8 protein-coding genes are annotated in these 14,372 nt (G+C 62.9%); 2 read left to right on the top strand and 6 right to left on the bottom strand.

The features are described 5' to 3' along the window. Positions 1-615: 615 nt before the first annotated feature. From xdh to ACEXKH_RS00195, 5 genes are all read right to left on the bottom strand, one after another. A complete protein-coding gene (xdh, locus tag ACEXKH_RS00215) occupies positions 616-3,393 on the bottom strand; it encodes a selenium-dependent xanthine dehydrogenase (RefSeq protein WP_373572649.1) in 2,778 nt (925 codons plus the stop codon). A 12-nt stretch (positions 3,394-3,405) separates the two neighbouring features. Beyond that, positions 3,406-3,885 carry a 4Fe-4S binding protein gene (locus ACEXKH_RS00210; RefSeq protein WP_035137469.1) on the bottom strand — a complete coding sequence of 160 codons (480 nt, stop codon included), beginning with the start codon at positions 3,883-3,885 and terminating at the stop codon, positions 3,406-3,408. Positions 3,886-3,896: 11 nt separating this feature from the next. Next, positions 3,897-6,896 carry a putative selenate reductase subunit YgfK gene (ygfK, locus tag ACEXKH_RS00205; RefSeq protein ID WP_373572648.1) on the bottom strand — a complete coding sequence of 1,000 codons (3,000 nt, stop codon included), beginning with the start codon at positions 6,894-6,896 and terminating at the stop codon, positions 3,897-3,899. A 148-nt stretch (positions 6,897-7,044) separates the two neighbouring features. Further along, positions 7,045-8,400 (bottom strand): putative aminohydrolase SsnA, encoded by a 1,356-nt coding sequence (gene ssnA / locus ACEXKH_RS00200; protein WP_373572647.1) that lies wholly within the window; start codon positions 8,398-8,400, stop codon positions 7,045-7,047. Between the two features lie 196 nt (positions 8,401-8,596). Beyond that, the gene (locus ACEXKH_RS00195) at positions 8,597-9,991 is read right to left on the bottom strand and encodes a uracil-xanthine permease family protein (RefSeq protein WP_035137475.1); all 1,395 of its coding nucleotides are present in this window, start codon (positions 9,989-9,991) and stop codon (positions 8,597-8,599) included. Positions 9,992-10,343: 352 nt separating this feature from the next. On the opposite strand from ACEXKH_RS00195, the gene ACEXKH_RS00190 reads away from it, so the two are divergent. Further along, positions 10,344-11,000 (top strand): helix-turn-helix transcriptional regulator, encoded by a 657-nt coding sequence (locus ACEXKH_RS00190; RefSeq protein ID WP_373572646.1) that lies wholly within the window; start codon positions 10,344-10,346, stop codon positions 10,998-11,000. A gap of 118 nt (positions 11,001-11,118) precedes the next feature. On the opposite strand, the gene ACEXKH_RS00185 is transcribed toward ACEXKH_RS00190, so the two are convergent. Beyond that, positions 11,119-11,496 carry a RidA family protein gene (locus tag ACEXKH_RS00185; RefSeq protein ID WP_055285184.1) on the bottom strand — a complete coding sequence of 126 codons (378 nt, stop codon included), beginning with the start codon at positions 11,494-11,496 and terminating at the stop codon, positions 11,119-11,121. Between the two features lie 378 nt (positions 11,497-11,874). Between ACEXKH_RS00185 and ACEXKH_RS00180 the strand changes: the two genes are divergently transcribed. Then, positions 11,875-14,370 (top strand): U32 family peptidase, encoded by a 2,496-nt coding sequence (locus ACEXKH_RS00180; RefSeq protein ID WP_373572645.1) that lies wholly within the window; start codon positions 11,875-11,877, stop codon positions 14,368-14,370. The last annotated feature ends 2 nt before the right edge of the window (positions 14,371-14,372 follow it).

The raw sequence follows: 14,372 nt of genomic DNA, 5'->3' as shown, positions 1-14,372 counted from the left end.
ACACACTTTCCGGTTGGTAGCACCCGCGGAAACCAGGACCCAGATTGAGTGCTCAAAACGGGATGCGCTTTCCATATGGCATGCCTAGCGGAAAGCGCATCCCATAATCGAGGCTCAGAACGGGACAGACTTTCCGGATGAAGCTCTCAGCGGAAACGGCATCCCGGAATAGACGCTCAAACTGGGATACATTTTCCGCTGAGGGCCAATCCGGAAACCGTGTCCCACTTCGAGCGTCAATTCTGGGATGGACTTTCCGCCAGAGGGTTCAGCCGGAAACGACATCCCACTCTGAAGCGAAATTCCGGGACGCAGTTTCCGTTTGAAGCTCCAACCGGAAAGCGCATCCCACTCTGGAGCCGAATTCCGGGACACGCTTTCCGCTAGAGGCTCTACCGGAAAGTGCATCCCATTCTGAGCGTCGATTCCGGGATGCAATTTCCGCTTGAGAGCTGTTCCGGAAAGCGCATCCCATTCCAGGCGCGGATTCCGGGATGCTGCCTCCGCTCCAAACAAAAGGCCCCGGCTCGCGATGGAGCCGGGGCCAAAGGTGCAGCGTATGCAGTTGGTGTTGTGCGCGAACAGCCCGTCAGCAATGGCCGTGCGCGTCCTACCCTACCCGCGGTGACGGGCGCGGCTGTAGGGCGTATCCACCATGGGAAGATCCGGACGCAGCTTGCCGTCGAACGCGCGGTAGGCGTTCTGCACGGCGGGCGCCGTGGGAATCGTTGCGATCTCGCCGATGCCCTTGCCGCCGTATGCCACGGGCAACAGCTCGTCCTTCTCCACGTAGATGGCGTGGATATTCGGAATCTCGGGCGCACGGAACAGCCCGAGCGTACCGTACCTGGCCTGGGGTACGCAGTCCTTGAGCGGCCAGTCCTCGGTAAGCGCATAGCCCATACCCATGAGCACGCCGCCTTCGATCTGACCCTGGATGGAGATGGGATTGACCACCTTGCCGGAATCGTGCGCGGCATAGACCTCGCTCACGCGGCCGTCATCATCCAGAATGACCACATGTGTGGCAAAACCGTAGCAGATGTGGCTCTTGGGGTTGGGAACATCGGCGCCCAGCTTGTCGGTCGGCTCCAGATACACGTAGCCAAACTCGCATCCCTCGAGCGCCTTGATGGTGGCCGCAGGGTCCTGAGGATGCATACCCTGGCCGGCGACGAGTTCCTGTGTGCGCAGCTGGTAGGCGCGACCGTCGTCGTACTCGATCTTGACGCCGTCGCCATGCGCGCTCACCGGAGCGGCGGGCGCAGGCTTGCCGGCCTCGATGCCAACCATGGCGTCGCGCAGCAGGAAGGCGGCACCGCGCACGGCCTCGCCGGTCACGACCGTCTGACGCGAACCAGACGTGGTGCCGGAATCGGGAGCGTTCTCGGTGGAGCACTCGCCGTTGGCAATGCAGCGAAGCGGCAGACCGCAGGCCTCGGCAACGTCCTGCAAAAAGACCGTGTTGCAGCCCTGGCCGATGTCGGACGTGGCGGCATAGACCACAGCCACGCCATCCTCGACGCGAATCTTGCAGCGACCGGCATCGGGCAGGCCCACGCCCACGCCGGCATTCTTCATGGCGCAGGCAATGCCGGCGTGGCCGGGATGCGCGTAGTAGGCATCCTTGACCTCGAGCAGCGTCTCCTTAAGCGCCGTGGAGCAGTCGGCAATTTGGCCGTTGGGCAAAACCTCGCCCGGCTCGATAGCATTACGGTAACGAATCTCCCACGGATCCAGGCCGACCTTCTCTGCCAGCAAGTCAATCAGGCTCTCGAGCGCAAACTCGGACTGGCAAACGCCAAAGCCGCGGTACGCGCCGGCGGGCGGGTTGTTGGTGTAGTAGCCAAAACCGCGAATGTCGGTGTTCTGGTACTTGTAGGGGCCAACGGCATGCGTGCAGGCGCGCTCGAGCACCGGGCCGCACAGCGAAGCGTAGGCGCCGGTATCAAAGTTGATCTCGCAGTCCAGGCCGGTAAAGTTGCCCTCGGCGTCGCAGCCCAGCGTAAAGGTGCCGTCCATGGCGTGGCGCTTGGGATGGAACGCGAGCGACTCGGCACGCGTGAGCTTGCACTTCACAGGACGCTGGAACTTATATGCGGCGAGCGCGGCCAGGTGCTGGACCGAAACGTCCTCCTTACCGCCAAAGCCGCCGCCCACGAGCATGGTCTCGACGACCACGCGCTCGGGCTCGTTGTCCCAGCCAAACATGTGGGCACACTCTTTGCGCGTGTCGTAGGCACCCTGGTCGGTCGACTGCACCTTGACGCCGTTCTTGTACGGGAAGGCAACGGCGCACTCGGGCTCCAAGAAGGCATGCTCGGTAAAGGGCGTGGTAAAGCGCTGCGTCACGGTAAACGCGCTCTCTGCCAGCGCCTTGGCGGCGTCGCCGCGCGTCACATGGCGGCTCTGACACACGTTGTCCTTGAGCTCCACCGTGTTGCCAAAGGCAAAGAAGCTGTCGTGCAGGCGCGGGGCGTCGGCAGCCTTGGCCTCGACAATGTTACGCACGGGCTCCAGCGGCTCGTAATCAATCTTTACGAGCTTCTTGGCCTTCTCGAGCGTCGCTTCGTCCTCGGCGACCACCAGCACAATGGCGTCACCCACGCAGCGGGTGATATCGCCCTGGGCAATCATGACGTCCCAGTCCTGGATAAGGTGGCCGACCTGGTTGACCGGCACGTCCTCGGCGCGCAGGATGCCCACCACACCGGGCAGGGCCTCGGCCTTGGAGGTATCGATGGAGAGCACGCGGGCGCGCGGATACTTGGAGCGCACGGCGCTGGCGTAGGTCAGACCCGGCTGATCGAGCTCGTCGATGTCGTCGGGATACTTGCCCTCGCCGAGCACCTTCTTGCGCACGTCGATACGGAAGGTGCGCTTGCCCACGCCGTAGTCATCGCCGCGCTCCAGGTCCTCGTCGATCTGCTTTTCGCCGCGGAGCACCGCAGCGGCCAGCGAGATGCCCTCGATAATCTTTTTGTAGCCGGTGCAGCGGCAGACATTGCCGCGAATGGCGTACTTGATCTGCTCCTCGGTGGGCTCGGGATCCTCGGCGATGAGCGCTGCACCCGCCATGACCATGCCGGGGATGCAAAAACCGCACTGCACGGCGCCCACGGCGCCAAAGGCGTACACAAAGGCCTCGCGCACGTCCTCGGGCAGGCCCTCGACGGTCACGATGTTACGGCCGGCGGCAAGGGCGGTGGTCAGCACACAGGCCTTGACGGCCGCACCGTCCACGTGGATGGTGCAGGTACCGCACGCGCCCTCGGAGCAGCCGTCCTTGGCGGAGTGAATATGCAGGTCGTCGCGCAGGTAGCGCAGCAGCGGCTTGTTTTGGGTCGTCGTGTGCTCGACGCCGTTAACGGTAAAAGTGAATTCCTGTGCCATGGTGATTCCCTTCTACACGCCGGCGGCGATGCCGGTACGGTCGTGGATGGCGCCATGCGGGCAGACGACGGCGCACATGCCGCACGACAGGCAGTCCGCGCCGTCGATATGGGCGCAGTTGTCCTCAATGCGGATAGCGCCGGCGGGGCACTTTTTGGCGCACATGCCGCAACCGATGCAGCTCGTGTCGCAGATCTTGCGCGCAATGGCGCCCTTATCGGTGTTGTTGCAGCGCACCAGAATGTTCTGGTAGCCGGGAACGAAGGCGATCACGCGCTGCGGGCACGCCATGCCGCACAGGCCACAGCCCGTGCACTTTGAGCGATCCACGCGGGCGACGCCATCGACCAGCGCAATGGCGCCGTGGGGGCAGGCCGTGACGCAGGCGCCACAGCCAATGCAGCCTTCGCTGCAGCGGGCGTCGCCGCCTGCGGAAGCACAGCCGCTTCCGCAGGCAACGTAGGCCACGTTATGTTGAATGGATTTGGCCATAAGAGACTCGCCTATTTCTTAAGGAGATACGGATAGTTGTCGCGCACGGCCTTGATGGTCAGGCGGACGGCCTCGGGAAGACCGGTGTTGACGGCATCGACCGAGACGGTGCGGACCGTGCCGGCGACGCGGACCTTAAAGTGGTCCTCGTCCACGGCCAGGAAGCCCTCGTTCTCGGAGTTCTCCATGTCCTGTTCGTTCCAGAACAGGGTGAGCTTGTCCTTGTAGGGACGACCCTCCTGGTAGGGGCAGAACACGGCGCAGTTGCCGCACTCGTTGCACATGCCATCGACATGTACCACCTGGTGCTTGGCCAGGCCCGGCACCTTAATGGCAACGTTGGCGCGGTTGGGGCACACGTCGCAGCAGACCTCGCACACCGAGCCGCAGCCCAGGCAGCGGGTCTTGGTGCAGTTACGCTTGTCGCGGCAGAGCGTACCCTTGCGCTCGTAGCAGGCGTCCTCGCGACCGGCTTGAGCATTCTGGTCGGCGTACTTGTTAAAGTCCACGCCGGCGATGGCACGGGCGACCTCGGCGGCGTCGGCAATAGCCTCGACCACGGTGGCGGGACCGCGGCGGCAGTCGCCCGCAGCCCAGACGCCCTCGACGCCGGTGGAGGTGGCGGCAAGGCGGCCGCGACGGTCGTGCTCGACGCCCGCGGCGTCGTACAGGCTGGCATCGATGCCCTCGCCCACGGCGCAGATCACCGTGGTGGCGGGCAGATCGACGGTCTCGCCCGTGGCGACAGGGCTGCGACGGCCGCTTGCATCCGGCTCGCCAAGCTCCATGACGTCGCAGGTCAGCACGACGCCATTGAGTGCCTTGGGCGCCAGCAGCTCGCAGAACTCAACGCCGTCGGCAAGAGCAAGATCGAGCTCTTCCTCGTCGGCGGGCATCTGCTTCTTGGTGCGACGATACACCAGGCGCACGTTCTTCACGCCTGCCAGGCGCTTGGCCACGCGGGCGGCGTCCATGGCGGTGTTGCCGGCGCCAATAACCACGACGTCCTCGCCCAGCTCGAGTTTCTCGCCCTTCTTGGCGGCCTCGAGGAACTCCAGCACGTCGAGCTCGGCGCCCTCGCCTAAGCCCGCAGAGCCGGGCATCCAGGCGCCGGTGGCCACGACCACGTCGGTAAAGCCCTGGGCCTTGAGCTCGTCGATGGACTCCACGCGGGCGTTGAGCTGAACCTTGGCACCAAAGGCCAGGCAAAGCTCGGCGTCGTGCGAGATATCGTCGCTGGCGATACGGAACTCGGGGATCACGTGACGGACCACGCCGCCAAGCGAATCGCGGGCCTCAAAGATGGTGACGGGCACGCCGGCGCGCGTCAGGAAAAACGCCGTCGCCAGGCCGGCCGGGCCGCCGCCGATAACGGCAACGTTGCGCTCGCCGTCGTTGGCGATAGCCTGGGCGCGCAGCTTGGGCAGCACGGCGGTCATGGCCTCGCGGGCGGCCTTGAGCTTGCTGGCGCGAATCTGGGCGCCCTCGGGCTCGTAGAACGCACGCTCGCAGGCACGGCCGCAGGGATGCGGGCAGATGGTGCCGGTAATGAACGGCAGGGCGTTGCGCTCGATGATGATGTTGAGTGCGTCCTCGTAGCGGCCCTCGTCAACGGCCGCCAGGTAGGCGGGAATATCCTGCTGGATGGGGCAGCTCGTGCGGCATGGCGTGGTAAAGCAGTCGGAAAGCGGGCTCTTGCCGGCGACCTTGCGGTCGGGCAGCGGGCGCAGTGGCTTCTTGTAGAGCGGGTTGGTGAGCGAGTCGGTCTGGATCGCAGTCACGGCCTCGAGCGAAATGCCCTCAAACGGCTTGCCGTCCAGGTCGGTAAACTCACCGGCCATCTGGCTAAAGCGCTCGTAGCCACCGGGCTTGAGAACGTCGGTCGCCAGGGTGACGGGCCAAATACCGGCGTCATACAGGGCGCGGATGTTGTAGACCGTGGCGCCACCGGAGTAGCTGATGCGCAGCTTGCCATCGAACTGCTCGGTAATGCGGCGGGCAGCCTCGATGGTCAGCGAGAACAGCGAACGACCGGACATGTACATCTCGGTGGAGGGCAGCTCGTTCCTCGTCACGTCGACGGGGAACGTGTTGGTCAGCTTGACGCCAAACTCCAGGCCGCGCTCGGCGCACAGGGCAATCAGGCGCTCGAACATGGGCACGGCGTCGGCCCACTGCAGGTCCTCGCGGAAGTGCGTGTCATCGAAGACGATGTAGTCAAAGCCCAGCTCGTTGAGGCGCTGACGTGCAAACTCATAGCCCAGCAGCGTGGGGTTGCACTTAATGTAGGTATTGAGGCCCTTCTCGGTGATGAGGTAGGTCGCGATGCGCTCAATCTCCGCCGGCGGGCAGCCATGCAGCGTAGACTCGGTAATGGAGTTGGAAACGCGTGCCGGGATGGACTCGACAAACGCGGCGTCGACATGCTCAAACTTGTCCAGGTTGGCGAGAGCCCATGCGCGGCACTCGTTCCAGACGTCGGAGCCGCTGGCATCCTTCATGCCCTCGATGTAGGCATCGACCTTGGGGCTCTTAATACCCTCCAGGTCATAGCCCACGGACATGTTGAAGACAAAGCCGTCCGGGCTTCCCAGGCCGTACTCGCGAGCGATCAGGTGGCAGGCGAACCATGCCTTCACGTACTCGGCAAAGGCCTGCGGAACCTCGAGCTCGGTCGACCACTCGCAGTTGTAGCACTCGTCCTGCGCCACGATGCAGGGCTTGTTCACACACTTGGAGAGCTCCTCGCCGTCCATAACCTGGACGGTCTTGAGCTCAAAGAAGCGGGAACCGGCAACGTAAGATGCCACGATGTTCTGGGCAAGCTGCGTATTGGGACCGGCGGCCGGGCCAAACGGAGTCTCGATGCGCTCGTCAAAAATGGGAAGCGCGCCCTCCTGGTTGGCCGTGACCATCTTGCGCACGCCAAAGATGGCGCCCTGAGTCTTGTGCTCCTCGATGATCCAGTTCATCAGCTGCGAAAACGGGATCGGCCTCATGATGTCGCTCATAATGAGCTCCTCTCTGTAACGCCCGGCGAGACCGCGCGGCGGGCGCAAATACGGTGTAGCGCTAGCACAGCGCCGGCGACCCCGCGGAGGTCGCCTATACGCGCGTCGGATGCGGCGAAACATCCGACGCGCGTTAATCTACTTGTTATTAGTAGGTGCGATCGTTGAGCGTGCTCCAGAGCTTCTTGGACTCAGCCATGGTCCACGCGTTGATCTTTTCCTCGTCAATGCCAACGAACTCGCGATCCTTGTACAGAACCTTGCCGTTGATGATGGTGGTACGGCAGTTTTTGCCCATCATGCCAAAGAGCATGTGGCCGTCGATGTTCTCCTCGCTCAGCGGCGTAAAGGGCTTGTAGTCCATAACGATGACGTCGGCAGCGGCGCCGGCCTCGAGCACACCGAGCTTGCGATCGAAGTACTTGCTGGCCATCTTGGCGTTGTTCTCGAACAGCATGGTCATGGCCTCGCACCAGCCCACGTTGGGCATGGCGGCATTGTGGCGCTGAATGATCAGGAAGACCTTGAGGCTCTCGAGCATATCGTGGGTGTAGGCGTCGGTGCCCATGCACACGGGGATGCCGCGGCGGAAGAACTCGAGCACGGGGGCGCAGCCCACGGCGTTGCCCATATTGGATTCGGGGTTGTTGACCAGCCAGGCGCCGGACTCCTTGACGATATCCATCTCGGCGGGCGTCACGTGGATGCAGTGGCCGAGCATGGTGTCGGGACCGAGCAGGTTGTGCTGCAGCAGGCGCTCGACGGGGCTGATACCGCCGCGGTTGAGGCGGGAATCCCACACATCGTTCATGCCCTCGCACACGTGGATGTGGAAGCCGGTCAGGCCGTTGTTGGCCTCGGCCATCTTGTCCATGGTCTCGTCCGACAGCGTAAAGGTGGCGTGACCGCCAAACATGGCGGCGATCATGTGGTTGTCGTTATCGCGACGCTCCTTGGCGGCCCACTGGGCGAACTCGGCGTTCTCGGCAATGGCCTGGTCGCATTTTTCCTGGCCGCGGCGATCGGAGACCTCGTAGCACAGGCACGAACGCATGCCCAGCTCCTGAGCGGCGTCCTTAATGGTAAAGAGGCTTCCCGGGATCTCGCAGAAGCTCGCGTGGTGATCGAAGATCGTGGTGACGCCATCGCGGATGGAGTCCAAGATCGTGGCATAGGCGCTGGCCTTGGTGCCGTCGAGCGTCAGGTTGTCGTCGATCTTCCACCACTGCTGCTCAAGATTCTCCAGGAAGTTGGTGGGGTTGCAGCCCTTAATGGCAAGGCCGCGGGCCAGACCCGAGTAGATGTGGGTGTGGCAGTTGATGAGTCCGGGCATGATGAGGTTGCCCCGGGCGTCGACGTACTCGGCATCCGGGTACTTGGCCTTGAGCTCGCGCTCGGGGCCCACTTCGACGATCGTATCTCCGTCAATGGCGACCGCACCGTTGGGAATAAACGGAGTCTGAGCGTTGCGGGTAAAGACGGAACCGTTAGCGACCAGAAGCATGGATGCTCCCTTCGACATCAGAGGCGGGGTTTGACACCTCTGACATGGCGGAAGTGCGAAGCGCCGGCCTACACCGGAAACGGGCCCTCTCCCGTCAACGCTTCACCAAAGGGACAAGCCCTTTGAAGTGCGGCTTGGCGCCGCATGGCGCCGACGGACGAGGCGATGCATCCGCCGGCGAATAGCACCGAATTGGTTACTTCTTGCTCTCGGGCAGGACCAGATCAACAGCGGCATCCTTGGCGGCATCGATGTGCTGAGCCACGACCGGCGTCTGCGGAAGGATCAGGTTGAGCACGATGGCCATGATGGCAGTGGGGGTCACGGCGTTGGAGCCGATGACGGTGGACACCCAGGTGGGCATACCCTCGCCGGCAAGGCAACCGCTGGCCATCCAGATACCCAGGCCAAAGACGACGGAGGTACCGACGATGGTGGTAGTACGCTGCGTGAGGCCCTCGCGGGTGAACATGCGCACGCCGTTCATGGTGATGGTGCCAAAGACGCCGACGGTCGCGCCGCCGATGACGGGCTGCGGGATGGCGGAGAGCACGGCAGAGAGCTGCGGGAACAGACCGGCGATGGCAAAGACGGCCGCGATGATCACAAAGACCCACTTGTTGACGACCTTGTTGGAGCAGATGATGCCCACGTTCTGGCCAAGGGCGCTGGTGGGAAGACCACCCAGCAGGCCGCCGACCATAGAGGTGAGGCCCTGGGACACGATAGCGCCGGAGAGCTCGCGCTCGGTGGGCATACGGTCGATGGAGCCCAGGCAGGCGGCGGAAACGTCACCGATAACCTGGATGGCAACCATGGGGAACACGACAGCGAGGGTAATGCAGACCTCGGGATCAAACTCGAGTGCGTAGGGCATGAGCTTGGGAAGGGCGAAGACCTGGGCGGTAGCGACGCTGGAGAAGTCGATCATGCCAAAGGGGATGGAGACGATCATGCCAACGATCATGCCAAAGAACACAGATCCCAGCTTGAGCGTGCCCTTGCCAAAGTTGGCGAGCGCAAAGACCACGGCGAAGGTGATAAGAGCAACGCACCAGGCCTGCGGGGTGCCCCACAGCGGCGTACCCATACCGCCGGCCATGTACTTGACGGCCGTGGGATAGAGAGAGACGCCAATGGAGAAGATGACCGTACCGGTCACGACGGGCGGGAACAGCCACTTGATCTTGCTGTAGGCCAGACCAAAGAGGACCGCAACGGCGCCGCCGACGATCTCGCCGCCCAGCAGCGCGCCAAAGCTAAAGCCCGAGGCGCCCATGGCCTGAAGGGCCGGCAGGAACGCGAACGAAACGCCCATGACGATGGGCAGGCCGCCGCCGATACGACGGAAGGGAGCGAAGGCCTGAAGGGCCGTGTCGATTGCCGAAAGAATGAGTGCAACCTGGATGATGTCGGTGCTCTGCTGGCTATTAAAGCCGTAGACGCCGGCCATGATGACCGCCGGGGTAATGATGCCGGCAAACGATGCCAGTACGTGCTGAAGGGCACACGGGATCATTTCCTTAACGGGAGGCATGCCTTCGCGAGTGAACAGGGCTTCAGTGCCGTTCGTAACCGTCTCCTGGGTCATTTGACCACCAATCCTCGAAATAGTTGTTTTCGCATCTAACGCTCCATTGTGACGCAGTGCGGGGTTGAGGTTGTGCCTTCGTTGCATATCGTATTAAAGATGATTCTCATTCTCAATAATAATTTTTTGTTATCAGACTATTCTTCAGCTGAGATAACGCATTTCCGCAGGTCAGAAAAGTGTCTGGTCAAAATAACATATAACTTTTCTTTTGGTCGACCGTTTACCGCCAAATTCCTACCGCTCGTCTGTATTACGCAATGTACCTGCGAATACACGAGTCAATAGACACCGTGTTACCATGAGAAAAAATTGTTATGAACATTTCCGATTTCACCCAAAGGAGTTGCCCGTGAACGAGACCGTACGTCGCTTTTTGCCGATGGTCGATTTCCTGGAGCAGATACTCGGCAAAAACAGCGAGATCGTGCTGCATGATTTCTCGGATCCCGACCACGCCATCGTCGATATTCGCAACGGCATCGTAAGCGGCCGTAAGGTCGGCGGTCCCGCCACCGATCTGGCGCTCAAGATCATGCACGACCCCAAGTATCGCGACCTGCCGTTTATTACGGGCTATGAGGGGCGCGGTGCCGGTGGCAAGACGCTGGAGTCGGCGACGTACTTTATCCGTGAGGGTGACGAGATCGTCGGTATGCTCTGCGTCAACACCGACCTCTCGACCGTGCGCTCCATCAACGCCATGGCACAGCAGCTCATGGCATGCTTCGACGCGGCGCCGACGCGCACGGAGCCCGCGTCTATCGAGGTCGAAAGCCTTTCGGAGTCCACGCAGGAGCTCATCGACCGCAGTATTGCCGAGCTGCTGAGCGCGCGCGGGCTGGATGTAGCGTCGCTTGGTCAGAGCGACCGCGTGGACGTCATTCGCCACCTCAACGGCAACGGGGTATTCATGCTCAAGGGCGCCGTGGCCTGCGCCGCCACCGCGCTGGGCATCTCGGAGCCCAGCGTCTACCGCTACCTGCAAAAAGTCCGCAAGGAAGGCTAAACGTGATCCCTTGGGGACGGAGGGAAACGGATTATTTTTGTCGCATCGCTTGATAAAAGACCCTGCAGCTCGCACTGCAGGGTCTTTTTGCATGTCATGTTTAGTTGTTGTCAACGCCTTAGAGAGCGGCGACGACCTCGATCTCGACCAGACCGCCGGCCGGAAGGGCGGCAACCTGGAAAGCGCTGCGCGCGGGGAACGGAGCCTCGAACTTGGAAGCGTAGATCTCGTTCACGGCAGCGAAGTCGGCGATGTCGGCCAGGTAGACCGTGGTCTTGACGACATCGGCAAAGGTGGCGCCGGCAGCGGTCAGCAGGGCCTCGACGTTAGCAAGGGACTGCTTAGCCTGGGCCTCGACGCCCTCGGGCATCTTGCCGGTTGCGGGATCGATACCCAGCTGGCCGGACAGGAACACCATGTTACCGGCCTGGATGCCGGGGGAATACGGGCCGATGGCTGCAGGTGCGTTATCGGAAGACACGACGGTCTTGCTCATGTTTATCTCCTTACGATCAGTTGAGAGAGCGTGAGCGCGGCGTTCACACCGGGAGGCACAATTCGGTCTGAACACCGCGCTTGATTGGGATAGTACTCAAGGTTTCCGCGCGATGCAAGATTATTATCACGTTGCGAGAATATTTTATCGCCCAACGGCACCTGTCGGCCGCTGAACGGCACGACCGGACGGTGAAACTCAAAACGATCCGTTTCCCTCCGTCCCCAGCCGATCAGGTGATCCATAGGGGACGGAGGGAAACGGATCGTTTTTGCTGCAAGGGCTGCTGAAGACTTTATCCTGCTTGGGCCACAGGGCTCGTCCGCCGCAACAGCACCACTATACTTTTGAGTATCTGAGCATTTTGAAAGGCAGGATATGACCGCAACCGCCAGTCGAACCACCAACCGCAGACCCGAGCTTTTGGCGCCCGCCGGAGGGCCTGAGCCCTTTGCCGCCGCACTCGCCGCCGGGGCAGACGCCATCTACTGCGGCATGGGCAGCTTCAACGCCCGACGCAAGGCCACCAACTTTACCGACGAGGCCTTTGAGCAGGCCTGCCGTGCTGCACACCTGGCCGGGTCGCGCGTCTACGTCACGGTCAACATCGTCATCAAGCAGTCTGAGATGGGCGATGCGCTGCAACTCATCCATCGCTGCTCCACACTGGGTGCCGACGCCTTCATCATCCAGGACTGGGGCCTGTTCTTTGAGGTCAAGCGCACGATGCCCGGCATCGAGACGCACATCTCGACCCAGGCAAACGTCCACGACGACCGCGGAACCCTTTGGTGCCGCGAGCAGGGCGCCGACCGCGTGACCCTCTCGCGCGAGCTTTCCATCGACGAGATTGCCGTCATTCATAATGCTGCGCCCGATGTGGACCTGGAGGTCTTTAGCCACGGCGCCATCTGCTTTTGCTACTCGGGCCTGTGCCTGCTTTCGAGCTTTGCCATGGCGGGCCGCTCGGCCAACCGCGGCATGTGCGCTCAGCCCTGCCGCCTGCCCTACGAGCTGATCGACGAGAACGGCCGCGCGCTCTCCCCCGCCGGCCGCGAGCGTGCGCTATGCCCGCGCGACACCAACACCTCACAGCTTGTTCGCCGTCTGTATGACGCCGGCGCCGCGTCGCTCAAGCTCGAGGGCCGCATGAAGGCGCCCGATTACGTGTACTCCATCGTTGATGTGTATCGTCATCAGATTGATGACATGCTGGCCGATGTTTCGACCTCCAAGGATGAAGAGGCAGCCCGCCAGCGCCAGCTCAAGCGCTGCTTTAATCGCGACTTTACGCACGCCTACCAGGATGGCACCTCGGGCGACGAGATGATGAGCTACGAGCGCTCCAACAACCGCGGCCAGATTGTGGGCACGGTGCTGGGCAGCCGTCTGGCCAACCGCGATGTACGCGGACTCAAGCCCGACGACCGCCGTCGCCGCGCCGCCATCGCCCGCATTGAGCTGTTTGAGCCCGTGGGCAAGGGCGACCTGCTGGAGCTTCGCCACGATAACGAGTTTGACCAGTTCCTGACCACCATTGCCGCCGATGATGCCGCTGCCGGCGACATCATCGAGTGCCGCGTGCCCCGCAGCATGCCCGAGGGCTGCCGCGTGCGCGTCATCCGCAGCCAGCGTGCCATCGACGCCGCCGGCGCCGCGCTCAAGCGCGATGTGCTGCGCCGCCGCGCCGTAGACGTGTCCGTTGTGGCGCGTCTGGGCGAGCCGTTTACCGTGACGCTCACCTGCTGCGACGACCCTTCGCTTACGGCTACAGCCACGGGCTTTACCGTCGAGGGTGCCAAGACCCGCGCCGTCGAGGCGTCCGATCTGGTTGAGCATGTAGGCCGCATGGGCTCCTCTCCCTTTGAGGCCGCGAGCTTTGACGTGGCCCTCGATGAGGGCTGCGGCATGGGTTTCTCCGCCGTACATAAAGTGCGCGCCGCCGCTTGCAAGGCGCTCGAGGAGGCCATTCTGGCGCCGTATGACGAGCGCGCCCGCACACTCGAGCTGCCGGCGATTGTCACCAGTGATTCCCACCCCGCGCCCGAGCACTACCGCGATGAGCCGCAGATCTGCGCCACCGTCAGCTCGCTCGAGGCCGCCGAGGCAGCTCGTGCCGAGGGTGCAACGCGCGTCTACATGACTACCGACGCGCTCGATGCGGCCGAGCTCTCCCCCGCCGATGCGTTTGAGCAGGGCATCGTACCCGTACTCGACGAGGTCTGCCGCGCCGCTGACCACGTACGCGTCGACCCGTGGATTGTTGCCGGTGCCACGGTCGCTATTGGCAACATCTCTGAGCTCGCCCTGGCCGCCCAAGTTGGTGCCACGGCCGAAATTCGATCCTGCCTGCCCGTGCACAACACGCCTTGCATGGAGGCACTCGCCGAGCGCGGGGCCGGGGCGTTTTGGCTCTCGCCCGAGATCACGCTCGACGAGATCGTCTCGCTTGGCACCTCCGCGCCCGCAGCCCTGGGCATCACCGTTTTCGGCCGCCCGCGCGTTATGACGAGCGAGCACTGCATCCTGCAGGTGGCCAACGGTTGCATCCACGATTGTGCCAGCTGCCGTCTGCGCGCCCGCAAGCTGTCGCTCAAGAATATCGACGGCAAGGTCATGCCGGTGCGTACCGACATCCACGGCCGTTCGCGCCTGTACGATGCCTACCCTATCGACCTCACGCCACAGGTTCCACAACTGCTCGATGCCGGCGTGCGCCGTCTTATGGTCGACGGAACCTTGCTCGAGGCCGATGAGATTGGCCGTGCCGTCGCTCGCGTCCGCCGCGCCATTGAGGCAGCTCAAGCCGGCCGCAAGCCCGCCGCCCGCCTGCGCGGGGCGACCTCGGGCTGCATGTTTGTGGGAATTAGCTAACC

Origin of the sequence: Collinsella aerofaciens ATCC 25986 (assembly GCF_964259375.1) — a bacterium.
GTDB classification, from domain to species: Bacteria; Actinomycetota; Coriobacteriia; order Coriobacteriales; family Coriobacteriaceae; genus Collinsella; species Collinsella aerofaciens_BO.
Note: the sequence above shows the minus strand (reverse complement) of the source record. Positions and strands in the feature narration are given on the sequence as shown.

Bases quoted from the DNA above. Each gene is read 5' to 3' on its own strand.
- xdh (WP_373572649.1), bottom strand. From the start codon at position 3,393: ATGGCACAGGAATTCACTTTTACCGTTAACGGCGTCGAGCACACGACG.
- ACEXKH_RS00210 (WP_035137469.1), bottom strand. From the start codon at position 3,885: ATGGCCAAATCCATTCAACATAACGTGGCCTACGTTGCCTGCGGAAGC.
- ygfK (WP_373572648.1), bottom strand. From the start codon at position 6,896: ATGAGCGACATCATGAGGCCGATCCCGTTTTCGCAGCTGATGAACTGG.
- ssnA (WP_373572647.1), bottom strand. From the start codon at position 8,400: ATGCTTCTGGTCGCTAACGGTTCCGTCTTTACCCGCAACGCTCAGACT.
- ACEXKH_RS00195 (WP_035137475.1), bottom strand. From the start codon at position 9,991: ATGACCCAGGAGACGGTTACGAACGGCACTGAAGCCCTGTTCACTCGC.
- ACEXKH_RS00185 (WP_055285184.1), bottom strand. From the start codon at position 11,496: ATGAGCAAGACCGTCGTGTCTTCCGATAACGCACCTGCAGCCATCGGC.
- ACEXKH_RS00180 (WP_373572645.1), top strand. From the start codon at position 11,875: ATGACCGCAACCGCCAGTCGAACCACCAACCGCAGACCCGAGCTTTTG.